This is a genomic window from Plantibacter auratus, assembly GCF_050587365.1.
Lineage (GTDB): Bacteria > Actinomycetota > Actinomycetes > Actinomycetales > Microbacteriaceae > Plantibacter > Plantibacter auratus.
Genome location: NZ_JBOBFV010000002.1, coordinates 755,160 through 776,428, shown reverse-complemented (window position 1 = coordinate 776,428; position 21,269 = coordinate 755,160). Strand labels below are relative to the sequence as shown.

General features: G+C 69.7%; 18 protein-coding genes. 5 read left to right on the top strand and 13 right to left on the bottom strand.

What is annotated here, in order from left to right:
* Positions 1–18 precede the first annotated feature (18 nt).
* Both ACQ3HE_RS10875 and argG read left to right on the top strand, forming a co-directional pair.
* A complete protein-coding gene (locus ACQ3HE_RS10875) occupies positions 19–1,998 on the top strand; it encodes a M13 family metallopeptidase (protein WP_430892748.1) in 1,980 nt (659 codons plus the stop codon).
* A 293-nt stretch (positions 1,999–2,291) separates the two neighbouring features.
* Positions 2,292–3,731 carry an argininosuccinate synthase gene (argG, locus tag ACQ3HE_RS10870; protein WP_430892747.1) on the top strand — a complete coding sequence of 480 codons (1,440 nt, stop codon included), beginning with the start codon at positions 2,292–2,294 and terminating at the stop codon, positions 3,729–3,731.
* 249 nt (positions 3,732–3,980) lie between these two features.
* Here argG and ACQ3HE_RS10865 read toward each other — a convergent pair whose 3' ends face one another.
* The 5 genes from ACQ3HE_RS10865 to ACQ3HE_RS10845 form a co-directional block, all read right to left on the bottom strand.
* Complete coding sequence (locus ACQ3HE_RS10865) at positions 3,981–5,117, bottom strand: NAD(P)/FAD-dependent oxidoreductase (protein ID WP_430892745.1); 1,137 nt, start codon at positions 5,115–5,117, stop codon at positions 3,981–3,983.
* A complete protein-coding gene (locus ACQ3HE_RS10860) occupies positions 5,114–6,199 on the bottom strand; it encodes a Gfo/Idh/MocA family protein (protein WP_430892743.1) in 1,086 nt (361 codons plus the stop codon). The genes ACQ3HE_RS10865 and ACQ3HE_RS10860 overlap by 4 nt, the downstream gene beginning before the upstream one ends.
* Positions 6,199–6,969, bottom strand: a complete 771-nt coding sequence (locus tag ACQ3HE_RS10855) for an amino acid ABC transporter ATP-binding protein (RefSeq protein ID WP_124767959.1) — start codon at positions 6,967–6,969, stop codon at positions 6,199–6,201. The genes ACQ3HE_RS10860 and ACQ3HE_RS10855 overlap by 1 nt, the downstream gene beginning before the upstream one ends.
* Positions 6,966–7,754 (bottom strand): amino acid ABC transporter permease, encoded by a 789-nt coding sequence (locus ACQ3HE_RS10850; RefSeq protein WP_430892741.1) that lies wholly within the window; start codon positions 7,752–7,754, stop codon positions 6,966–6,968. Before ACQ3HE_RS10850 ends, ACQ3HE_RS10855 begins: the two co-directional genes overlap by 4 nt.
* Before the next feature lie 69 nt (positions 7,755–7,823).
* On the bottom strand, positions 7,824–8,696 hold the full coding sequence (locus ACQ3HE_RS10845; RefSeq protein ID WP_071261542.1) for an ABC transporter substrate-binding protein: 873 nt from the start codon (positions 8,694–8,696) through the stop codon (positions 7,824–7,826).
* Positions 8,697–8,904: 208 nt separating this feature from the next.
* Between ACQ3HE_RS10845 and ACQ3HE_RS10840 the strand changes: the two genes are divergently transcribed.
* Positions 8,905–9,975, top strand: a complete 1,071-nt coding sequence (locus ACQ3HE_RS10840) for a LacI family DNA-binding transcriptional regulator (RefSeq protein WP_430892739.1) — start codon at positions 8,905–8,907, stop codon at positions 9,973–9,975.
* Positions 9,976–10,221: 246 nt separating this feature from the next.
* Here the strand turns inward: ACQ3HE_RS10840 and ACQ3HE_RS10835 are convergent, their stop codons facing one another.
* Positions 10,222–10,866 (bottom strand): SAM-dependent methyltransferase, encoded by a 645-nt coding sequence (locus tag ACQ3HE_RS10835; RefSeq protein WP_159876771.1) that lies wholly within the window; start codon positions 10,864–10,866, stop codon positions 10,222–10,224.
* Between the two features lie 298 nt (positions 10,867–11,164).
* On the bottom strand, positions 11,165–12,709 hold the full coding sequence (locus ACQ3HE_RS10830; protein WP_430892737.1) for a leucyl aminopeptidase: 1,545 nt from the start codon (positions 12,707–12,709) through the stop codon (positions 11,165–11,167).
* Positions 12,710–12,796: 87 nt separating this feature from the next.
* Between ACQ3HE_RS10830 and ACQ3HE_RS10825 the strand changes: the two genes are divergently transcribed.
* Positions 12,797–13,573 (top strand): hypothetical protein, encoded by a 777-nt coding sequence (locus ACQ3HE_RS10825; RefSeq protein ID WP_430892735.1) that lies wholly within the window; start codon positions 12,797–12,799, stop codon positions 13,571–13,573.
* 51 nt (positions 13,574–13,624) lie between these two features.
* Here the strand turns inward: ACQ3HE_RS10825 and ACQ3HE_RS10820 are convergent, their stop codons facing one another.
* From ACQ3HE_RS10820 to ACQ3HE_RS10795, 6 genes are all read right to left on the bottom strand, one after another.
* Positions 13,625–14,764: a Gfo/Idh/MocA family protein gene (locus tag ACQ3HE_RS10820; RefSeq protein ID WP_430892733.1), complete on the bottom strand. Its 1,140-nt coding sequence runs from the start codon at positions 14,762–14,764 to the stop codon at positions 13,625–13,627.
* Positions 14,761–15,540, bottom strand: a complete 780-nt coding sequence (locus ACQ3HE_RS10815) for a ThuA domain-containing protein (protein WP_159876781.1) — start codon at positions 15,538–15,540, stop codon at positions 14,761–14,763. The genes ACQ3HE_RS10820 and ACQ3HE_RS10815 overlap by 4 nt, the downstream gene beginning before the upstream one ends.
* A gap of 59 nt (positions 15,541–15,599) precedes the next feature.
* The gene (locus tag ACQ3HE_RS10810) at positions 15,600–16,481 is read right to left on the bottom strand and encodes a carbohydrate ABC transporter permease (protein WP_430892731.1); all 882 of its coding nucleotides are present in this window, start codon (positions 16,479–16,481) and stop codon (positions 15,600–15,602) included.
* 14 nt (positions 16,482–16,495) lie between these two features.
* The gene (locus ACQ3HE_RS10805) at positions 16,496–17,494 is read right to left on the bottom strand and encodes a carbohydrate ABC transporter permease (RefSeq protein ID WP_430892729.1); all 999 of its coding nucleotides are present in this window, start codon (positions 17,492–17,494) and stop codon (positions 16,496–16,498) included.
* A gap of 5 nt (positions 17,495–17,499) precedes the next feature.
* Entirely contained in the window at positions 17,500–18,759 is a 1,260-nt protein-coding gene (locus ACQ3HE_RS10800; protein ID WP_430892727.1) for a sugar ABC transporter substrate-binding protein, read from the bottom strand.
* Between the two features lie 70 nt (positions 18,760–18,829).
* Positions 18,830–20,059 (bottom strand): Gfo/Idh/MocA family protein, encoded by a 1,230-nt coding sequence (locus tag ACQ3HE_RS10795; RefSeq protein WP_430892725.1) that lies wholly within the window; start codon positions 20,057–20,059, stop codon positions 18,830–18,832.
* A gap of 183 nt (positions 20,060–20,242) precedes the next feature.
* Between ACQ3HE_RS10795 and ACQ3HE_RS10790 the strand changes: the two genes are divergently transcribed.
* A complete protein-coding gene (locus ACQ3HE_RS10790) occupies positions 20,243–21,256 on the top strand; it encodes a LacI family DNA-binding transcriptional regulator (protein WP_430892723.1) in 1,014 nt (337 codons plus the stop codon).
* Positions 21,257–21,269 lie beyond the last annotated feature (13 nt).

Here is a 21,269-nt window from a genome sequence, read left to right as displayed (position 1 = left end):
GTCGCTAGGCTGATCCGCATGACTGACGCGCAGCTCGCCTCCGGCATCGACCGCTCCGAACTCGACCCGGCCGTGCGGCCGCAGGACGACCTCTTCCGCCACGTGAACGGCAAGTGGATGGACCGCACCGAGATCCCCGACGACAAGGCCCGCTGGGGATCGTTCCATCAGCTGGCGGAAGACGCCGAGAACGCCGTCCGCGACATCATCGAGGAGTCGCAGACGAACCCCGACGGCGAGGAGGGCGTGAAGATCGGCGCCCTGTACGCCAGCTTCATGGACGTCGACCGGGCCAACGCCCTCGGAGCGACCCCGCTCGCCGACCAGCTCGCCCGCGTCGCAGCGGTCGACTCCATCGAGTCCTTCCTCCGCCTGTCCGGCGAGTTCGAGGCGGAGGGCGTCGGCGGCTTCCTGCAGCTCTTCGTCGACAACGACCCGGGCAACCCCGAGCGCTACCTCGTCTTCGCCGAACAGGGCGGCATCACGCTGCCCGACGAGTCCTACTTCCGTGAAGACACCTTCGCCGACGTCCGCGAGGCCTACCGCGCACACCTCCAGACGATGTTCGAGCTCGCCGGCATCGACGACGCTGCCGCACGCGCCGACCGCGTGTTCGCCCTCGAGACGGCGATCGCGTCCAAGCACTGGGACAACGTCGCCACCCGCGACAGCGAGAAAACCTACAACTTGTACTCGTGGGACGAAGCGGCGGCGCTCGCCGCAGGCGCCGACCTCGACGGCCCGGACCTCGCCGTCTGGCGCGATGCGATCGGCGCCGCCGACGCGGTGTTCGCCGAGATCGTCGTGCGCGAGCCGAGCTTCCTCGAGGGCCTCGGGGAGCTCCTCGTCGACGAGCAGCTCGAGTCCTGGAAGGACTGGCTGGCCTGGAAGGTCGTCCACGGTGCCGCACCGTACCTCTCCGAGGAGTTCGGTCGCGCCAACTTCGACTTCTACGGCAAGACCCTCACCGGCACGCCGCAGCAGCGCGAGCGCTGGAAGCGCGGCGTCTCGCTCGTCGAGGGCATGCTCGGCGAGGCCGTCGGCCGCATCTACGTCGACCGGCACTTCGGCGCCACGTCGAAGGACGAGATGGACGTCCTCGTCGGCTTCCTCGTCGAGGCGTACCGCGACAGCATCGAGAACCTCGAGTGGATGAGCCCCGAGACCCGCACGCGGGCGCTCGAGAAGCTCGACAAGTTCACGCCCAAGATCGGTTTCCCCGTCAAGTGGCGCGACTACTCGGCGCTCGAGCTCGAAGCCGACGACCTGCTCGGCAACGTCCGTCGAGCCAGCCGCTTCGAGATGGACCGCGAACTGGGCAAGATCGGCAAGCCGCTCGACCGCGACGAGTGGTTCATGACGCCGCAGACGATCAACGCCTACTACAACCCCGGTTTCAACGAGATCGTGTTCCCGGCCGCCATCCTCCAGTACCCGTTCTTCGACGCCGGCCGCGACGCCGCCGCGAACTACGGGGCCATCGGCGCTGTGATCGGTCACGAGATCGGGCACGGCTTCGACGACCAGGGATCGAAGTTCGACGGCGACGGCCGACTCACCGACTGGTGGACCGAGGCCGACCGCGCGGCGTTCGAGGAGCGCACCGCGTCGCTCATCGAGCAGTACAACGCGCTGGCTCCGGCCCAGGTGCCCGACCACCACGTGAACGGCGCCCTGACGATCGGCGAGAACATCGGCGACCTCGGCGGGCTCGGCATCGCCTGGAAGGCTTACCTGCTGTCGCTCGAGGGCGCGGAGCCACCGGTCATCGACGGCCTCACCGGCGCGGAGCGGTTCTTCCTCTCCTGGGCGCAGGCCTGGCAGCAGAAGGGACGCGACGCGGAGGTCATCCGACTGCTGTCGATCGACCCGCACTCGCCGAACGAGTTCCGCTGCAACCAGATCGTCCGGAACATCGACGCCTTCTACGAGGCGTTCGGCGTCACCGAATCCGACGCAGCCTGGCTCGCTCCCGAGGAGCGCGTCACCATCTGGTAGCGCCGCGTATCGCGGAGCCTGTCGCCCCCTACCGATGACCCCAGTAGTGGGACATGCGGGAGGGCGGTCGACGCTGCAAGAATCGCTCTGGAGTCGACGAATCGTCATCCCGATGCACTCGAGAAGCTCACGGCGCGAGACCCGAACAGCGCCTGAGCGGACCTGGTCCGATCCGTCCGGTTCACAGCAGCGTCGCCGTCGATATCGCCACAGCCCCAGCCGTCCCCCGGCCTGGGCGAGGCGGTACCGGCGGCGACGTGCTCCACTCCCCGCGAACCCGTAGAATCGCAGGCGTGTCTAAAGTCTTGAGCAGCCTCCCCGTCGGCGAGCGCGTCGGCATCGCCTTCTCCGGAGGTCTCGACACCTCCGTCGCCGTCGCCTGGATGCGCGAGAAGGGTGCCATCCCGTGCACCTACACCGCCGACATCGGCCAGGCGGACGAGCCCAACATCGGCGCCGTCCCCGACCGCGCCAAGGAGTACGGCGCCGAGATCGCGCGCCTCGTCGACGCGAAGTCGGCGCTCGTCGAGGAGGGCCTCGTCGCCCTCCAGTGCGGTGCGTTCCACATCCGCAACGCCGGCAAGACGTACTTCAACACGACGCCGCTCGGTCGCGCCGTGACGGGCACCATGCTCGTCCGCGCGATGAAGGAGGACGGCGTCGACATCTGGGGCGACGGTTCCACCTACAAGGGCAACGACATCGAGCGGTTCTACCGCTACGGTCTGCTCGCCAACCCGCGCCTGCGCATCTACAAGCCGTGGCTCGACGTCGACTTCGTCAACGAGCTCGGTGGCCGCAAGGAGATGAGCGAGTGGCTCGTCGCCCGCGACTTCCCGTACCGCGACTCCACCGAGAAGGCGTACAGCACCGACGCCAACATCTGGGGCGCCACCCACGAGGCCAAGCGCCTCGAAGAGCTCAGCTCCGGCATGGAACTCGTCGAGCCGATCATGGGCGTGCCGTTCTGGCGTGAAGACGTCGCGATCGCCTCCGAGGTCGTCACCGTCACCTTCGAGGCCGGTCGCCCGGTCGCGCTCAACGGCGTCGAGTACGCCGACGCGGTCGCGCTGGTCCTCGAGGCCAACGCCATCGGTGGTCGTCACGGCCTCGGCATGAGCGACCAGATCGAGAACCGCATCATCGAGGCGAAGAGCCGCGGCATCTACGAGGCCCCCGGCATGGCGCTCCTCCACATCGCGTACGAGCGTCTGCTCAACGCGATCCACAACGAGGACACGGTCGCCAACTACCACAACGAGGGCCGCCGACTCGGCCGCCTCATGTACGAGGGCCGCTGGCTCGACCCGCAGTCGCTCATGCTGCGCGAGTCCATCCAGCGCTGGGTCGGCTCCGCCGTCTCCGGCGAGGTCTCCATCCGTCTGCGCCGCGGCGACGACTACACGATCCTCGACACCTCGGGCCCGGGCCTCAGCTACCACCCCGACAAGCTCTCGATGGAGCGCGTCGGCGATGCGGCGTTCGGTCCCGACGACCGCATCGGTCAGCTCACCATGCGCAACCTCGACATCGCGGACTCGCGCTCGCGGCTCGAGCACTACGCAGCGGCCGGCATCGTCGGCGGCGCGACCGCCGACCTCGTCGGCAAGCTCGAGCAGGGTGAGGCGCAGGAGATCCTCGGCGGCGAACTCCTCGACCCGACCGCAGACGCCCTCGAGCGCGCGACCGACCTCGCTTCCGAGGGCGCCGCGTTCGACTCCGGCACCGACTAGTCGCACCACGTAACGCCGAACGCCCGCCGCACTCGAGGAGTGCGGCGGGCGTTCTGTCGTGGTCCCTCCCGTTCCGTTCTCAGGAGTGCTGCGGTGCGTCGAGCGGGAGCGCTTGCGACACACCGGCCGACTCCTGAGTTGGGGACGGCAGGGGTTCACAACTCAGGACCGGTGCGGCGCGTCCCGCGGGACACGCCGGGTGGCCGATGCGACCCGCCGGGGCCGTCCTGAGTTGTGAACCGGCCGGACCTACGCAGGGACGGGTGACTCGGCGTACCGCTCGGGCCGGAAGGTCGCGAGCAGCGGCGACGGTTCGCCGTCGACGATCTCGTCCGCGAGGAGTTCGCCGGCGATGAGCCCGAGTGTCGCACCGCTGTGGCTGAAGGCGGTGAAGAGCCCCGGCAGCTGCGGGACCGCGCCGAAGACCGGCTCGCCGTCCCCGGGGATCGGCTTGTAGCCGGCCCCGATGTGGTCGAGTTCGAGGCTCGGGTTTCCGGCGAGCACCCGCGATCCCTCGGCCAACAGCCGCTCCACAGTCGAGTCCGAGATGTGCAGCGAACCGTCGTCGCGGACCTCGATCTCCTCCTCCGACCACGCGGAGTCCAGCGCGAAGCCGCCCTCCCTGGTGCGACGGACGGCCACCTTCGGCGTGTTGAGGACAGCGACGAGCTCGGCTGCGACGGGCTTCGTGAACGCGACGAACGCGGCCGGGCTCTGATCGCCGATCGTGATGCCGAGTGCGGCGAGCTGGGTCGGGACGTCGGGACCCGTGGCCAACAGGACGGCGTCGGCCTCGATGCGGTCGCCGTTCGCGAGCACCGCGCCCACGGCACGTCCGCCGGACGAGGCGATCTCGGCGCCGGCGTCCGTCACGATCCGTCCGCCGCGGGCGACGAACTCGCGGGACAGCACCTCGATGACGGACGGCAGCTCGACCCAGCCCTCACCCGGGTTGAAGATCGCACCCTCCGCAGCCACAGCGGCCGGATCGACACCCGGCGTGACCGAGGCCACCTCCTCCGGAGCCAGCCACCGGGCGTCGTAGCCGATGCCGCGCTCGTAGGCGAAGGTCTCCGCGTAGGACTCGCCCTCCGGTGCCCACATCAGTCCGCCGTCGAAGCGGAGGAAGTCCGCGCTCGGGATCTGCGCGGCGAAGGTCCGCCAGCGGTCGATCCCGAGGACACGGAGCGCGTGGTACTCGCTCGACCGCTGGGCTGCGGAGTTCAGCCAGGCGAGCGATCGTCCCGAGGCGCCGCTGGCGAGCGAGCGGTCTGTCACGAGGGTCACGTCGGCACCTCGGCGGGCGAGGGCGACGGCGCTGGACGTTCCGAGGATGCCCCCGCCGATCACGACGACGCGTCGGCTGGTCTGGGTGGTGCTGCTCATGCTGTCTGCTCTTTCTGTTCTGGAGTGGTGCGTTCGTGAGGTGCTGCGGCCGCGTGGACGGCCTCGATGATCTCGAGGACGGCGATCGCGTCGGCCGGATCGACCGGTGGAGGACCGCCGTCGTGGAGGGCGGTCGCCAGGAGGCGGGTGAAGGCGGCGTAGTCGCCGTCGGCCATCGGGACGGGCTCCGTGGCGCCGTCGATTCCGATCGAGCCCCAGCCGGACGGGTCACGCCGACCGAACCCCTCGTCACGCGGATCGGCACCGGCCTTCAGTGCGGGCTCCTGGCTGTCGAGTCCCCACGAGGTGTAGGCACCGGAGGAGCCGAGGATGCGGAACCGTGGGCCGGCCTGGGCGACGAGCGACCCCATCCACAGGTGCGACCGGACCCCCGAACGGTGACGGAGTGCCACGAAAGCGTCGTCGTCCGCGACCGCTCCGGGCCGGACGACACCGAGTTCCGCCTGGACGTCCTCGACCGCGCCGAACAGCTGGATGGCCTGATCGATCACGTGCGTGCCGAGGTCGTAGAGGATGCCGCCGCCCTCCGCGGCGGTCGCGGCCGTCTTCCACGATGCGGGCGGATCGGGCTTCCACCACTCGAAGCGTGACTCGAAGCGATGGACGTGCCCGAGCATGCCCTCGTCGAGCAGCCGCCGCACGGTCAGGAAGTCACCGTCCCAGCGGCGGTTCTGGAAGACCGTGACGAGGCGGTCGGCGGCCACAGCATGATCGATGACCGCCCGGCCCTCGGCCGCGGTGACGGCGAAGGGTTTGTCGACCACGACGTGCAGGCCGGCGTCCAGGGCGGCTGTCGCGAGCGCGGCGTGCGTGCCGGACGGCGAGCCGATGACCACGAGGTCGAGTTCGTCGGCTCGGGCGAAGAGCTCCTCGGCGGTCGACACCACCTGGACACCCGGGTACCGGCCGAGCGCCTCGGCCCGTCGATCCGGGTCGGAGGTCACGACGAAGTCGAGCGAGTAGTCGGGATCCGCGGCGAGGAACGGCGCGTGGAACACCGCGCCGGAGGTGCCGAAGCCGATGACGCCCGTCCTGATCGTGCCGGAGACGCGCGCCGCCATCAGAGGACCTCGGAGAGGAAGCGCTGCAGGCGGGGGCTCTGCGGGGCGTCGAACAGCTGCGTCGGGGTCCCCGCCTCGACCACGCGGCCCTCGTCCATGAACACGACCTGGTCGGCGACCTTGCGGGCGAAGCCCATCTCGTGGGTCACGACGAGCATCGTCATGCCGCGCTGCGCGAGACCGGCCATGAGGTTGAGGACGCCCTTCACGAGTTCGGGGTCGAGGGCGCTCGTGGCCTCGTCGAACAGCATGACCTCGGGTTCCATCGCGAGTGCGCGGGCGATCGCGACGCGCTGCTGCTGGCCGCCCGAGAGGTCGCGCGGCCGGTGGTCCGACCGCTCACCGAGTCCGACGTCGTCGAGCCGCGCTGCCGCGACCCGGAGCGACTCGCTCTTCGACATGCCCTTCACATTGCGGAGCGCGAGGGCCACGTTCTCGAGCGCGGTGTGGTCGGGGAAGAGGTTGAAGTGCTGGAAGACGAGGCCGACCCGCGTCCGGAGCCGTTCCGGTTTCATCTTCAGGGCGCTCTCACCGGCGAGGAGGACGTCGCCGGAGGTTGGCTCGTGCAGCCGGTTCACCCCGCGCAGCAGCGTCGACTTGCCCGAGCCCGACGGCCCGATGATGCAGGTCGTGGTGCCGGGCTCGACGTCGATGCTCACCTCGCGGATGACCTCGATGTCGCCGTACGCCATCGAGACGTCGCGGAGCTCCAGACTCGAGCCGCGGTAGAAGTGTCCGTCGGTGACGGGCAGGGGAGAGGTGTAGGTCATGTGTTGCTCCCGGTGGTGGCTGGCAGGGGTGGCTGCACCTCGTCGAGCTCGTCGAGGCCGCTCTTCGGCGGGGTGGCCTTGCGGCGACCGGTGCGGAAGCGGTTGTCGAAGAAGTTGACGAGGTGGGTGAGGGGCACGGTGATGACGAGGTAGAAGAGGCCCGCCATGACGAGTGGCGAGAGGTTGCCGGTCAGGACGGCGGCGTCCTGACCGACCCGGAACAGCTCGCGCTCACTGACGAGGAGCCCGAGGAAGTAGACGAGGCTCGAGTCCTTCACGATGGCGATGAACTGGTTCACGAGCGCGGGGAGGACCCGGCGGATGCCCTGCGGCACCACGACGAGTCGCATCGCCTTGCCGTAGCTCATGCCGAGTGCCCGGCAGGCCTCGAGCTGGCCGCGGTCGACGCTCTGGATGCCGGCGCGGAAGATCTCGCCGATGTAGGCGGAGGCGATGAGGCTGAGCGCGAGGATGCCCAGCGGATAGGGCGAGGGGCCGAACAGCTGCTGGCTGAAGCGGGCGAAGCCTTGGCCGATGAGGAGGATGGTGAGGATCGCCGGCAGGCCGCGGAACACGTCGGTGTAGATCCGCGCGGGCACCCTGAGCCAGCGTGAGGGCGAGATGCCCATGATGGCGATGATCATGCCGAGGACGACGCCGATCACCGTGGCGGCGATCGAGATGACGAGGGTGTTGACGAGCCCGGTGCCGAGCAGCTGCGGGAACACCTGCCACATCGCGTCGAAGTCGAAGAAGGTCTTGATGATGCTGTCGAGCCAGTCCATGCTGTCTGCTCCTGAGGGGTGGGATGGTGTGGTGCGGGCCGGTGCTCGGCCCGCACCACGAGACGGGGACTACTCGGTCGACGAGGTCGGGCTGGGGCTGGAGGTCTGCTCCGCCTTCGGCAGGTACTGCTCGGGCATCGGAGAGCCCGGGAACCACTTCTGGTAGAGCTTCTTCCAGGTGCCGTCCTCCATCGCCTCGGCGAGGGCCTTGTCGAGGGCCTTCTTGAACTCGGGCTTGTCCTTCGCGATGGCGAACCCGGCCGGTGCGTCGAAGGACGGGATGTCGATGGCGTTCACGAGCCCGTACTGGGCCGCGTACTCCTTCGCCGCTTCGTAGTCGAGGAAGTGGGCGTCGATGCTGCCGCTGTTGACCGCCGAGATCGCCGAGTTGTTGTCGGGGAAGCGCACGAGTTCGGTGTCGGTGAAGTGCTTGACCGCGTAGGCCTCCTGGAGGGTCCCCTGGACGACGCCGAGGCGCTTGCCGGCGAGGCTGTCCGCGTCGGTGATGCCGGAGTCCTTCGCCGCCATGACCGTGAGGTACCCGGCGAGGTAACCGTCGGAGAAGTCGACCGTCTGCTCGCGCTCCTTGGTGATGCCGATGGCCGCGACGCCGACGTCGAACTGTCCGTTCGCGACGGCGGACAGCAGACCGGAGAAGTCCTGACCGGTGAACACGACGTCGTCGATCCCGATCCGCTTGGCGACGTCGGTGAAGAGCTCGACGTCGAAGCCGGTGAACGTCCCGTCGGCGTCGGTGAAGGTGTACGGCTTCGAGTCGCCGAGGCTGGCGACGCGGATCTGTCCGGGGGTGATGAGTCCGTACGGGTTGTCCTCGGTGCTGCTCGCGGTTCCAGCGCCACCGGAGCACGCGGAGAGGATGAGGGCGGTCGCCGCAGCGACGGCGAGGAGGGCCGTCCTGCGGAGGGTGAAGCGATTCGTCACGGCGAGTCCAATCGTGGGGAGGAGTTCGTGGTGCGTGGAGGGAACCGTCGGCTCGTGTCTTGTGGACGCCGTCAGCTCCATTGCTGTCGTTCTGCTGGTGAGACCGGTCTCAATGTCGTAGGTTGAGACCGGTCTCACCAGGTTGTCCAGGACAGTACCCTGGTTCTCGGACAACGTCAACGACGCAGCAGACCCCATCGGAGGGCACATGGCAACGGATCCGGGTACCGGCAGACGCGAGGCGACGGTGTCGGACGTCGCGAAGGCCGCTCGGGTCTCGAAGGCCACGGCGGCCCGCGCGCTCGGTGACTACGGGGCCGTGAGCGACGACGTGCGGGACCGCGTGCAGGCCGCCGCGGAACGCCTCGGTTACCGCCCGAACGCCCTCGCGAAGAGCATGAACACGGGGAAGTCGAACACCATCGGGGTGGTCATCGGCGACATCGAGAACCCGTTCTTCGCTCGCGCGACCCGGGGGATCTCCGACGTCGCGCAGGCCGCCGGATTCGACCTCATCCTCGCCAATTCCGATGAGGAGGTCGACGCCGAGACGGCAGCGATCGAGCTCCTCCTCGACAAGCGCGTGGACGGGTTCATCGTCACGCCGGCCTCCTCGATCGAAACGAGAAGTTTACAAACGGCGCTCGCCGAGGGGCGTCCCGTGGTGCTCCTCGACCGCCGTGCGGCCGGTATGGAGGCCGACACGGTCGTCGCCGACAACGCCTCCGGGGCGGCCGCGGCAACCCGGCACCTCCTTGCCGCCGGACACCGTCGGATCGCGTTCATCTCGACGCTCGGGCACGGGGAGCCGTATGCCTCAGGGGACGATGTCGGCTCCTCCTCGGTCGGCGATCGCATCGACGGCTTCACGGGTGCCCTCCGGGAGGCCGGCGTCGAGGACCCGGCCGCGTCCGTCCACCTCAACGCGCGTGCGGAGGGGATCGACGTCATCACCCGGAAGGTCCTCGGCGACCCGGACCCCGTGACCGCGATCATCGCCTCCGACAGCCTGGTCGGTTCCGCGGTCTTCCGGACCATCCGCGAACTCGGCCTCGCGATCCCCGACGACGTGTCGCTCATCGCATTCGACGACGCAGACTGGACGAGCCTCACCACGCCGCCGATCACCGTCGTGTCGCAGCCGATCTACGAACTCGGTGCCGAATCCGCGCGCCGGCTGATCGCCCGGATCGGTGGGGCGGGAGCCGACGCGGAGGAGTTCGTGCTCGCCCAGACGCTCATCGAGCGCGGCTCCGTGGGCGCGCCGCCGACCCGCTGACCCCTGATCGCTGACCCGATTCGACCTCAGTCCTGTCCCTAACTCAGGACTGCCGCGGCGTGTCGCCTGCGACACGCCGGGCGGGCGGCGCGACGCGCCGGGACGCTCCTGAGTTAGGGACGGGGAGGATCCGGTGTGAGCCAGGGGTGCGCGGCAGGTGTTGTTGTGTCCCTAACTCAGGACGGCTGCGGCGTGTCGGGCGCGACGCGCCGGCCAGGTGGCGCGACACGCCGCGACGCTCCTGAGTTAGGGACGGCGACGGAGGACGAGGACGCTGTCGTCGAGCTCCGCTGGCTCGCCGTCGGGCCCGATCGCGGCGCGCGCGACGAGGCCTGCGGTGACGACCTCCCACTCGGTCGCCTCCAGCTCCAGCGAGGCGTGGACCTCCTCGGGCGTCGGGAAGTGCGCGTGCGCGATGTGCTCGGTCGCCCAGGGCGGCGGACCGGCGTGGCCGACGATGAGCAGCGTGCCGCCGGGAGCGACCGCCGACGCCGCACGGTGCAGGACCGCCTCCCGGGGAAACTCGACGGGGGAGTGCAGGAACGTCGCGGTGACGAGATCGAACGACGCCGACGGTTCCCACTCGACGAGGTCGGCCTGCACCCAGGAGACGCGATCGGCGACGCCCGCCTCTGCCGCGGTCGACGCTCCGAGGGCGAGCGCGCTCGGGGAGATGTCGACCGCCGTCACGGACCAGCCCTGCCGGGCGAGCCAGACGGCGTCGGCGCCCTCCCCGCTGCCGAGCTCGAGTGCGGTGCCGGGCGCCAACCCGCCCACCTCGCGCTCGAGGGCGGCGTTCGGTTTGCCGCTCCACACCTGGCCGCGGCTGCTGTAGCGGTGCTCCCAGAAGGCGGCGGGATCGGTGATGGCGGGCTCGTGCTCGGAGGTCATGGCATCAGCCTGCCGTGACACCGGTTGCGAACACGTGATTCTTGCCGGAACGGCAACGGAGGTTGTCGCTGGGTGGCCTTCGACACTTCGACAGGCTCAGTGACCGGGTTGCGGCTCAGGGACCGGGTTGCGGCTCAGGGACCGGGCCGCGGCCAGTGACCGGGTTGCGGATGGGCTGATCCGGTCACTGAGCCTGTCGAAGTGCTCGCGGGGACAGACGGTCCGGTCGCCGCCCTTCGACAAGCTCAGGGGACCGGGTTGCGGCTCAGGGGACCGGGCATCGATGCCGCGTCCTGCGTCAGGCGCGGAAGTTGAGCGCCAGGTCGATCAGGAGGCGCGTGCCGTACCCGGTCGCACCCTTCGACCGCCAGGACTCGTCCGACTCCACGAGCATGGTGCCGGCGATGTCGAGATGCGCCCACGGGATGTCGCCGACGAACTCCGCGAGGAACAGCGCGGCGAGCGTGGAACCGGCGAACCGGCCGCCGATGTTGGCGAGGTCCGCGACGTCCGAGTCGAGCTGCTTGCGGTAGCTGCGTTCGAGCGGCAGCTGCCACAGCTGCTCGTCGGTGGCCTTCGACGACGCGAGCGTCTGGTCGACGATGCCCTGGTCGGTGCCGTGCACGGCCGCCGTCTTCGTGCCGAGCGCCATGATCGCGGCACCGGTCAGGGTCGCGATGTCGACGATCGCGTCGGGCTCCTCCTCGACGGCGAGGCTCAGGCCGTCGGCGAGGACGAGGCGACCCTCGGCGTCGGTGTTCTTGATCTCCACGGTGGTGCCGTTGCGGAACGTCAGCACGTCGCCGAGCATCGTGGCCGAGCCCGAGGGCATGTTGTCCGTGCACATGAGGAACGCCGTGACGCTGCTCGTGCAGTGCAACTCCTCCAGCGCCGTCATGGCGGACAGGATCGCTCCGGCGCCCGCCATGTCCATCTTCATCGCCGCGTGGGACGGGTCGGACGGCTTGAGCGAGATACCGCCCGAGTCGTACATGATGCCCTTGCCGACGAGCGCAAGGTGTCCTGCGGCCTCGATCGGCGAGCCGTCGTCGTCCTTCGGCGTGTACCGGAGCTTGATCATGCGCGGTTCCTCGACGCTGCCGGCGTTGACCCCGAGCAGGCCGCCGAGACCGAGCTCGATGAGCGCGTCCTTGTCGAAGACCTCGACGTCGAGCCCGTTGGCGGCACCGAGCGTCTCGGCCACCTCGGCGAGGTCGGTCGCCGTGAGGTGTCCGGGAGGCGTGTTCGCGAGGTCGCGGGCGAGGTTCGCCGCGCGGGCGAGGACCTCACCGCGGTGCGCGCCGGTCGCGGTCTCCGGGAGGTCTTCAGCACCGGCGACGAGGTGGAGCGCGACGAGCGGGGTGCGCTTGGTCTCCCGCTTCAGCTCGGTGTAGCGGTACCGGGCGAGGAGCGCGCCCTCGACGACGAGCTGACCGGCGGAGGCCGGGTCGAGGTCGAACGAGCGCGCCACGTCGAGGCCGATGCTCGCGAAGGAGGATGCCGCACGGGCGAAGGCAGCAGCGATGTCGCGGAGGGCTGCCGGGGTGCGCTTCTCGGGTGCACCGACGCCGACCGCGATGTACGTCGGTGCGTCCTGGCTGGGGATGACCAGCGTCTGGCCGATCTCGCCGGTGAACCCGGCGCGGGTCAGGGCCGCACGGTCGAGTCCGAGCGCGGCGGGGATGTCGTCGCCGGCGCCGTCGGCTGCGGGGGCGACGGCCAGGCCGATCGCCTCGACGCCCTCGGGGAGTTCGATCGCGACGCTCAACTCGACCGCCTCGGCGTCGAGTGAGGGGGTGCGGGAGAAGGTCGGCGGGATCAGCTTGGTGGGGCGGGATGGCATGCAGCGTCCTTCGTCTCGGAGTCGGGCTGGATCCATCGTATGGGCCTCACCTGGCCGCTGACGCGAGGGGTCTGGCAGGATGCCGGGATGGGTGCATGGGGAACGGCGATCTTCTCGAACGACACGGCGTCGGACATCCGCACCGAGTACCGCGAGTACGTGCAGGACCGGGTGCCGGACGACGAGGCGACGCGACGGACCATCGCGTCGTTCGCCCACCTGGTGGAGCGCGAGGACGGCGAGCTCTGGATCCCGCTCGCGGCCGCGCAGAGCGAGGTCGGCCGGCTCGATCCCGACGTGCGAACGCGGGCGCTCGCGGCGATCGATCGCGGTGCCGACCTCGAGCTGTGGGCTGAAGCAGGCCCGGGGGAGGTCGCCAGGCGGACCGCGGCCCTCGACCGTCTCCGCGAGCAGCTCCTCGGCCCGCAGCCCGCACCGAAGCGCCTCCGTCGATCGTGGCGCCACGTGGAGGACGACCTGATGCCGGGCGACGTCCTCGCGTTCACGGCGCCGAACGGACGGACCGCCCTGTTCCGGGTCGCCGGCATCCATCGGTCCCGATACGGCGACTCACCCGAGCTCGACGTGCTCGACTGGGTGGGCGAGCAGGTCCCCGGGCCGGAGACCTTGGCGACGCTGCGAGCGAAGCGCGAGCCGGCCTCGGGCAATCTGCCGGAGCGTCCGGTCGTCTGGCAGCCGCACCGCTTCCGCAAGACGGATCCGCAGTGGCACGAGGTCGGTTTCGTCCGTGTCGCACGCGTCGAGGGGTGGCCGAACCGGCCGGGCCAGACGCCGGGCCACTCCGGCCTCTGGCGGGTGCTCAACCTGGTCGTGACCCGCGACCTCCTCGACGGGACCTGGTGAGGTGAGGCGGATCGTCGCTCGCGGGGTGCGCGGGCGACGATCCGCCTCACCTCAGCGGGAGGTGACGAGCGCGGCCCGGACGTCGGCGCGCGGCTCGGCCTCGATCGCCCGCGTGTGCGCCTGGGCGAGCACGTCGGCGATGACCACGCGCTCGCCGGACTCGGCGGACCGCACGGCGGCCTCCACCATCGCGAGGCTCAGCACGTTGGCGTGCACCTCACCCGACGGGACACACCCCGTGCGCAGGGCATCGACGAACTCGACGAGCGAGCCGGCGATCTCCTCCGGCACGTCCGGCTCGAGCTCAGCGGTCTCGACCGCCGACGGAGATCCGCCCTGCGGCGCGAGCTGCCGCTGCGGAGCGGAGTCGCCGTCCCAGACGGCCGTACCGTGCTCGCCGTTCACCCGCCAGCTGCCGTTCCACGAGGTCTCCACGCCGTCCGCACACCAGCTGCCGCTGTAGGTGTACCGGACGCCTCCGGCGAACTCGAAGACCGCGGTCGCGGCGGCGTCGGCGGAGAACCAGCTCCACCCCGGGTTGTACTCCTCGCAGTACACGGCGATCGGGTCGCTGCCGAGGACGTAGCGGGCGGCGTCGAAGGCATGGATCGCCATGTCGACGAGCAGCACGTGCGCCATCTCCTCGCGGAAGCCGCCGAAGTGCGGTGCCTTGAAGAACTCGGTCGTCGCGGATCCGAGCCGACCGAGCGTGGCGACCTGCTCCCGGAAGGCGGCGATCGATGCGTAGTAGCGACGCGACTGGCTCGTCATGAGCAATTGCCCGCTGGCCTCGGCCGTCGCCGCCAACGAGAGGGCCTGCGCCACCGTCGGTGCGATCGGCTTCTCGCAGAGCACCGGCAACCCGGCGAAGAGCGCCTCGGTGTTCACCGGGTGGTGCGCGGCGGGCACGGTGACGTTGACGACCGCGTCCGCCCCCGTCGCCTCGGCGACGACCGACACGCTGGTGCCGACGACGACACCCTCGGGCCCCGCCCGGAGCCCGGCCTCGGTCACCGCCGACTCGGCGAGGGCCGTGTCGAGGTCGACGACGCCGACGAGTTCCGTGTCCGGGTTCGCGAGGATCGTCCGCAACCAGGCCCGTCCCATCCCGCCCGCACCGACGAGCACGAGCCGGACCGGCCTGGTGGCGTCCGCGAGCGTCGCGAAGCCACCGTCGACAGGAGCACTCATCGCGCGAGCGCCCCTTCGTACCCGCGCCCGTTGTAGAAGTCCTCGGTCTCGTACCGAAGCAGGACCGGTACCGCGCGTTCCGGACGCAGCGTCTGCGCCCACCGGACGCCGTTCGCGAGGACGCGACGGACGTGCTCGTGGTGGTAGACCGGGTAGTCCTGGTCGCCGGGGGAGAAGAAGAAGATCTTGCCGAAGCCGCGCTTGTAGGTCATGCCGGAACGGAAGACCTCGCCACCGGTGAAGGTCGAGAGGAAGACGAGCTCGTCGGGCGCGGGGACGTCGAAGAACTCGCCGTACATCTCCTGCGCCGGGATGATGAACGGGTGCGGGATCCCCTGGGCGATCGGGTGGGTGGGGTCGACGGTCCAGACGATCTCGCGGTCCTCCTCCGACCGCCACCGGAGCGTGCACGAGGTCCCCATGAGCTTGCCGAAGATCTTCGACCAGTGGCCGGAGTGCAGCACGAGCAGGCCCATGCCGGCGAGCACGTGCTGGTGCACGCGCTCGACGACCTCGTCGGCGACCTCACCGTGAGCCGCGTGGCCCCACCAGACGAGCACGTCGGTCGCGGCGAGCACCTCCTCGGTGAGCCCGTGCTCCGGTTCGTCGAGCGTGGTCGTGGTCACCACGGCCTCGGCGCCGAGGTGCTCTTCGATGCCCTCCTTGATGGTCGTGTGCATGCCGTCCGGGTAGATGGCGCGGACCTTCTCCTCGATCTGCTCGTGGCGGTTCTCGCCCCAGACGAGGACGCGGATGGGGGTGCTGCTGTCGGACATGGTGGTGCTCCTTCGAGGATGCGTTGCGTGGTCGGAGAGGGTGTCGGAGTGGTCGTCGGTCATTTCACGGCACCGCCCGTGGTGCCCGCGGCGATGAACCGCTGGGCGATGACGAGCAGCAGGATCGCGGGCAGGGACGACAGGACGGCGGTCGCCATCACCGCGCTCCAGTTCGAGACCTGCGAGCCGAGGTACTGGTAGATGCCGAGCGTCACTGGCCGGACGTCCTCCGTCGTCGTCAGCGTCAGGGCGAACAGGAAGTCGCTCCAGGAGAACAGGAAGGCGAACAGGCCGGCGGTGATGAGCACGTTGCGGCTCACCGGGAGGACGATCGAGACGAAGGCCCGCACGTGCCCCGCGCCGTCGACCCGTGCCGCCTCCACGATCGACGGCGGGATGGTCTGCATCGACGCCCGCAGGATGAGGATCGCGAACGGGATGGCGTGCGAGGCGTCGGCGAGGATCAGCCCGGGGATCGAGTTGAGCAGGCCGAGGTCGTTGTAGGCCGAGTAGAGGGCGTTCGCGATCACGATGCCCGGGATCATCTGGGCGATCAGGATCACGAGGAGCGCGATGCTGATCCAGCGGAACCGGAACTGTGCGAGGGCGTAGGCCGCCGGGGCCGCGATCGCGAGCGACAGGACGACGGTACCGAGCGAGATGACGAGGCTCGTCACGAGGTGCCCGCCCTGGTCGGCGATCGCCTTCTCGTACCCGGCGAAGCTCGGGTTCACCGGGAAGAAGTCCCCCGTGAGCGTGTTTCCGGAGGGTTGCAGGGACGCGTTCACCATCCAGTAGACGGGGAAGAGCATGATCGCGAGGATGATGACGCCGACGACGGTGTAGCCGAGGTGGCGTCGGTCGCCGCGGTGTCGACGTGGGCCGACCGGAGCGAAGCGGCGCGTCTGCCGTCCGCCGGTCACGATGCTGGTCGTGGTCATGAGGGTCCGTGTCCTTACTCGTCGACCGCGCGTCGGTTCACGCGCAGGTAGACGATCGCGAAGAGGAGCGAGATGACGATCAGGATGTTGCTGAAAGCGGCGCCGACGCCGAACTCGAAGTTCACGAACGACTCCTGGTACGACCGCACCGCGAGGGTCTGGGTAGCGTTCGCCGGCCCGCCGTTCGTGAGGCCGAGGATGATGTCGAGCACCTTGATCGTGTAGACGACGCCGAGCACGAGCACGACGCTGACCACGGGGCGGAGGTTCGGCCAGGTGATGTGGCGGAACGCCTTCCAGCCGGTCGCGCCGTCGAGCGCTCCCGCCTCGTAGAGCTCGTCGGGGATGTCCTGGAGGCCGCCGTAGAGGATCGTGACGTTGAACGGGATGCCGATCCAGATGTTGACGAGGACGACCGCGAACAGTGCCACCGACGGGCTCGTCAGCCAGGGGACGCCCGACAGGCCGATGGATCCGAGGGTGGCGTTCAGGACGCCGCTGTCCTGGTCGAGGATCGACCGCCAGGTGGCGCTCGACACGATCAGGGGGAGGAGCCAGGGGAGCAGCAGCATCGCGCGGAGGAACGAGCTCAGGGGGAAGCGTCGCTTGAAGAAGACGGCGAGCGCGAGCCCGATCACGAACTGCCCGGCGATCGACCCGATCGTGAACAGCGCCGTGTTGAGCAGCGCCGGTGTGAACAGTTGGGAACTGAACACGGTCACGTAGTTCGCGAACCCGACCCACGGCGCCTCGCCCGTGAAGAACGTCTTCGTCGTGTACTCCTGGAAGCTCATCGTGACGTTCTTGACGACCGGATAGCCGAAGAAGAGCACGATGTAGAGCGCTGCTGGGAGGACGAAGCCGAGCTTGATCAGGTCTTCCCGGCGGAAGCGTCGGGACCGGCGGCCGGCCCCGGCGGGGGTGCGCTTGGTCGGCGCGCCCCCGTCGGTACCGCTGGACCGCTGGCCGGTCTTCCGGTCCTGGAGCGATGCTCCGGCGATGCCACTGCTCATCGGGATCAGCCCGCGGCCGCCTGCTTGAACGCCTCTTCAGGCGTCGCCTGCCCGGTCAGGGCGAGCTGGATGGCGGTGTAGATCTCGGTCGCGGCCTCCGGCCACTCCTCGCCGAGCTCGCCGGTGCGCGAGCGGGCGTTGGCGACCTGCTCCGTGAACGCGGCCATCTCGGGGACCTTCGCGACGTACTGCTCGGCCAGGGCCGTCTTCGTCGGGACGGTGAAGCGGGCCTCCGCGAGGGCGAGCTGGTTCTCGTCACTCGAGATGCACTCGACGAACTTCGCCGCCTTCGCCTGCTTGTCCTTGTCGCCGGTCACGGGGACGGTCCAGACCTCGCCACCGAGCGGGGCGACAGGTGTCTGGCCGGCCTTGTTGACCGGAACCTGCACGCTGCCGTACTTGAGGTTGGTGTCGGCGCTGAGGGCCGGGATCTGCCACGGGCCGTTGATCATCATCGCGGCCTTACCGGCCATGAACTGGTCGTTCACGTCGGCCTGCGACCAGTTGATGACGCTCTTCGACGCCGAACCCGAGTCCACGAGGTCGACCTGCAGCTGGAGGGCCTCGGCGACGGCGGGCGTCGTGAGGTCGGCCTCGTCGCCGCCGTTGGTCCACATGAACGGCAGGAACTGCCAGCTGCCCTCGTAGGTGGCGATGGAGCTGAAGGCCAGCCCGTAGGTGTCGCCCTCGGTCAGTGCAGCGGCGGCCGTCTTGAGCTCGTCCCACGTGGTCGGCGGGGTGATGCCCTTCGCCGCGAGGAGGTCCTCGTTGTAGAAGAGGCCGAGGGTGTTGACCGTCGGCGCCAGGCCGTAGACCTCCCCCTCGTAGCTCGCCGCGTCGAGGATGCCCTTCGCGAAGCCCGAGGTGTCGACGCCGTAGTCGCTGAGCGGCGAGAGGCCGCCGGTCGCGGCGATCTCCTGGACGTCCGGGTTGTCGAGCATGAGGACGTCGGGCAGCGTCTTGGACGACGACTGCTGGAGCACCTTCTGGATGAGGTCCTTGCCGGGGACGGTCTCGCGCTTGATCTTCACGCCGACGTCGTCCGCGCACCGGTCGAGGGCGTCGCCCACGAGGGTCTTGTCGGGTTCGTTGTTGTAGTAGTCGAGGATCGTGAGGGTGCCGGCGTCGCCTCCGGCCGCCGCGCCACCGCCACCGCTGCACGCGGTGAGGGCGAACGGGGTGATCGCGAGGATCGCGAGCGATCCGAGCACATGCGGCCGACGGATGATGCGTGGCCGGGTGTCGCGGGTGGTCGTGGATCTCATGTCATGGCTCCTTTGCCTGGTGAGTGGTGTTCGTGATGCGGTGGTGATCGTGGTGCGGTGGGTGGTTCGGTCAGTGGTCGAGTGGGATCCAGGCGGCGCCTGCGTCGGCGCTCGCCGAGACCGCGGTGAGCACGCGCTGCACCAGGAGGCCGTCGGCGAAGCCAGGTTCGGGCGCCCGGCCGGCGGCGAGGTCGCGGGCGAGGTCGGCGACCTCGTGGACGAAGGTGTGCTCGTAGCCGAGGCCGTGCCCGGCAGGCCACCAGGCGTCCGCGTACGGGTGACCGGGTTCGGTGACGAGGATGCGCCGGAAGCCCGCCTCCTCGGCCGGGAGGGTGTGGTCGTGGAACTGCAGCTCGTTCATGCGCTCGAAGTCGAAGACGAGCGATCCGTCGGAACCGTCGACCTCGAGCCGCATCGCGTTCTTGCGACCGGTGGCGAAGCGGGTGGCCTCGAACGTCGCCAGGGCGCCGCCGTCGGTACGCGCGATGAACACGACCGCGTCGTCGACGGTCACCCGCCCGGTGAGGGGTTCCGCCGCGTCGCCATCCTCAGGATCGTCGCCCGCGGTGGCGCTGAGGCCGCTCGACGAGGTGGGGAGCGGCCGCTCGGTGACGAAGGTCGAGGTCAGGGCGCTCACGCCGGTCAGCTCCTGCCCGGTGACGAACCGTGCGAGATCGATGATGTGGGCGCCGAGGTCACCGAGCGCACCGGAGCCGGCCTGGTCGGCGTCGAGCCGCCAGACGAGCGGGAACGTCGGATCCGCGATCCAGTCCTGCAGGTACTGGGCCCGGATGTGACGGATCGTCCCGAGGCGACCGTCGGCGACGAGCCGTCGTGCATAGGCGAGTGCGGGGGTGCGCCGATAGCTGAAGCCGACCATCGCGTGAACGCCGCGCGCCGCAGCTCGCTCGGCCGCGGCGTTCATCCGCTCGGCCTCCTCGAGCGTGTTCGCGAGCGGCTTCTCGCACAGGACGTGGATACCGGCGTCGAGTGCCGCGATCGCGATCTCGGCGTGGAGGTGGCCAGGGGTGCAGATGTCGATCACGTCGATGTCGCCGCGGGTGAGGAGCGCTCGCCAGTCCGTCTCGACGTCGGCGATCCCGAACCGGTCGGCGAACGCGCGGGCGGCGTCGGCATCGCGACCGCTGACCGCGACGAGGTCGACCCCGCGGCCGAGGTCGAAGAAGCGGGGAGCGGTGGTCCAGGCCTGCGCGTGGATCGTGCCCATGAAGCTGTACCCGACGATCGCGACGCGCAGTGGCTGCTCGGACCGGCGGTCCTCCGTGGTCGGTACAGGCATCAGCACGGCTCCTTCGCCGGTCGAGGTCGGATCGCGCAGACCAGAAAGTTAACCGGTTTACTGCGCGCTTCGGGAACCAGCATGCACCGCGTCGCCGGAGTCGTCAAGGAGCAATTTAACCGGTTTACCGAATCGTGATCCGTGAGAGACTGACCGGACAGCACCGCACCTGAACGGGGATCCATGGCAACGATGCGTGACGTCGCGCGACTCGCAGGGGTCTCGGTCGCCACGGTGTCGTTCGTCGTCAACGATTCGAAGCCCGTATCCCCGGCAACCCGACTGCGGGTGGAGTCGGCGATGGTCGAGCTGGACTTCCGCCGGAACGCGGTGGCCCGCGCGCTCGCGAGCCGGCGGACCCGCATCATCGCACTGCTGTTCCCGGTCCTCCAGCATCGACTGTCCGACAACGCGGCCCGCTTCTTCACCGGTGCTGCGGAGGCTGCCGCTGAGCTCGGGTACACCGTCGTCCTCTGGCCGGAGCCGAGCGACCCAGACGCGCTTCGCGAGTTCACCTCCGACGGCCTCATCGACGGCGTCATCCTCATGGAGGTGCGGCTCGACGACCATCGGGTCGACCGTCTGCTCGCGGCCGGGACGCCACTGACGCTCATCGGTCGGACGCGCGACCCCTCCGGTCTCGACTATGTCGACGTCGACTTCGAGGGGATGGTCGAGTTGTCCATCGACCGCTTGCAGGCCCTCGGTCATCGGGAGTTCGCCCTGCTCGAGGAGGTCGAGCGGGCCGATCTCGACGGTTACGGCCCGGTGGTCCGCGTGCAGGAGACCTTCCACGCCGTGTGCGCGGCCCGTGGACTGCGCGCTCGGACACTCCAGTGCACTCCCGATCCGGCCGGTGGTCGCGCGATCGCGGCGGCCATCCAGCAAGAGGCGCCCGAGGTCACCGCCGTCCTCGTGCTCAACGATCGGGCGGCCCTCGGTTTCGTGAGCGAGCTCGGCAGGCGCGGCGTCTCGGTCCCCGACGACCTGTCCGTCGTCCTCGTCGCCTCCACACGAGAGGTGTCAGAAGCGGCCGACCCGGCACTCGCCGTCACGTTGCTGCCCGCCGCCCAACTCGGCAGGATGGGCGTCGAGACCCTCATCGGCCGTCTCGACGGCACCCTCGGTGAACTGCGTCACGAACTCGTCATGGGCGCCTTCCTCGAGGGCGCGTCCCTCGCGCCGCCGCCCGATTGAGTCATCTCGTCGC

Bases quoted from the DNA above. Each gene is read 5' to 3' on its own strand.
- ACQ3HE_RS10875 (WP_430892748.1), top strand. From the start codon at position 19: ATGACTGACGCGCAGCTCGCCTCCGGCATCGACCGCTCCGAACTCGAC.
- ACQ3HE_RS10865 (WP_430892745.1), bottom strand. From the start codon at position 5,117: ATGAGCAGCACCACCCAGACCAGCCGACGCGTCGTCGTGATCGGCGGG.
- ACQ3HE_RS10860 (WP_430892743.1), bottom strand. From the start codon at position 6,199: ATGGCGGCGCGCGTCTCCGGCACGATCAGGACGGGCGTCATCGGCTTC.
- ACQ3HE_RS10855 (WP_124767959.1), bottom strand. From the start codon at position 6,969: ATGACCTACACCTCTCCCCTGCCCGTCACCGACGGACACTTCTACCGC.
- ACQ3HE_RS10850 (WP_430892741.1), bottom strand. From the start codon at position 7,754: ATGGACTGGCTCGACAGCATCATCAAGACCTTCTTCGACTTCGACGCG.
- ACQ3HE_RS10840 (WP_430892739.1), top strand. From the start codon at position 8,905: ATGGCAACGGATCCGGGTACCGGCAGACGCGAGGCGACGGTGTCGGAC.
- ACQ3HE_RS10835 (WP_159876771.1), bottom strand. From the start codon at position 10,866: ATGACCTCCGAGCACGAGCCCGCCATCACCGATCCCGCCGCCTTCTGG.
- ACQ3HE_RS10830 (WP_430892737.1), bottom strand. From the start codon at position 12,709: ATGCCATCCCGCCCCACCAAGCTGATCCCGCCGACCTTCTCCCGCACC.
- ACQ3HE_RS10825 (WP_430892735.1), top strand. From the start codon at position 12,797: ATGGGTGCATGGGGAACGGCGATCTTCTCGAACGACACGGCGTCGGAC.
- ACQ3HE_RS10820 (WP_430892733.1), bottom strand. From the start codon at position 14,764: ATGAGTGCTCCTGTCGACGGTGGCTTCGCGACGCTCGCGGACGCCACC.
- ACQ3HE_RS10815 (WP_159876781.1), bottom strand. From the start codon at position 15,540: ATGTCCGACAGCAGCACCCCCATCCGCGTCCTCGTCTGGGGCGAGAAC.
- ACQ3HE_RS10810 (WP_430892731.1), bottom strand. From the start codon at position 16,481: ATGACCACGACCAGCATCGTGACCGGCGGACGGCAGACGCGCCGCTTC.
- ACQ3HE_RS10805 (WP_430892729.1), bottom strand. From the start codon at position 17,494: ATGAGCAGTGGCATCGCCGGAGCATCGCTCCAGGACCGGAAGACCGGC.
- ACQ3HE_RS10800 (WP_430892727.1), bottom strand. From the start codon at position 18,759: ATGAGATCCACGACCACCCGCGACACCCGGCCACGCATCATCCGTCGG.
- ACQ3HE_RS10795 (WP_430892725.1), bottom strand. From the start codon at position 20,059: ATGCCTGTACCGACCACGGAGGACCGCCGGTCCGAGCAGCCACTGCGC.
- ACQ3HE_RS10790 (WP_430892723.1), top strand. From the start codon at position 20,243: ATGGCAACGATGCGTGACGTCGCGCGACTCGCAGGGGTCTCGGTCGCC.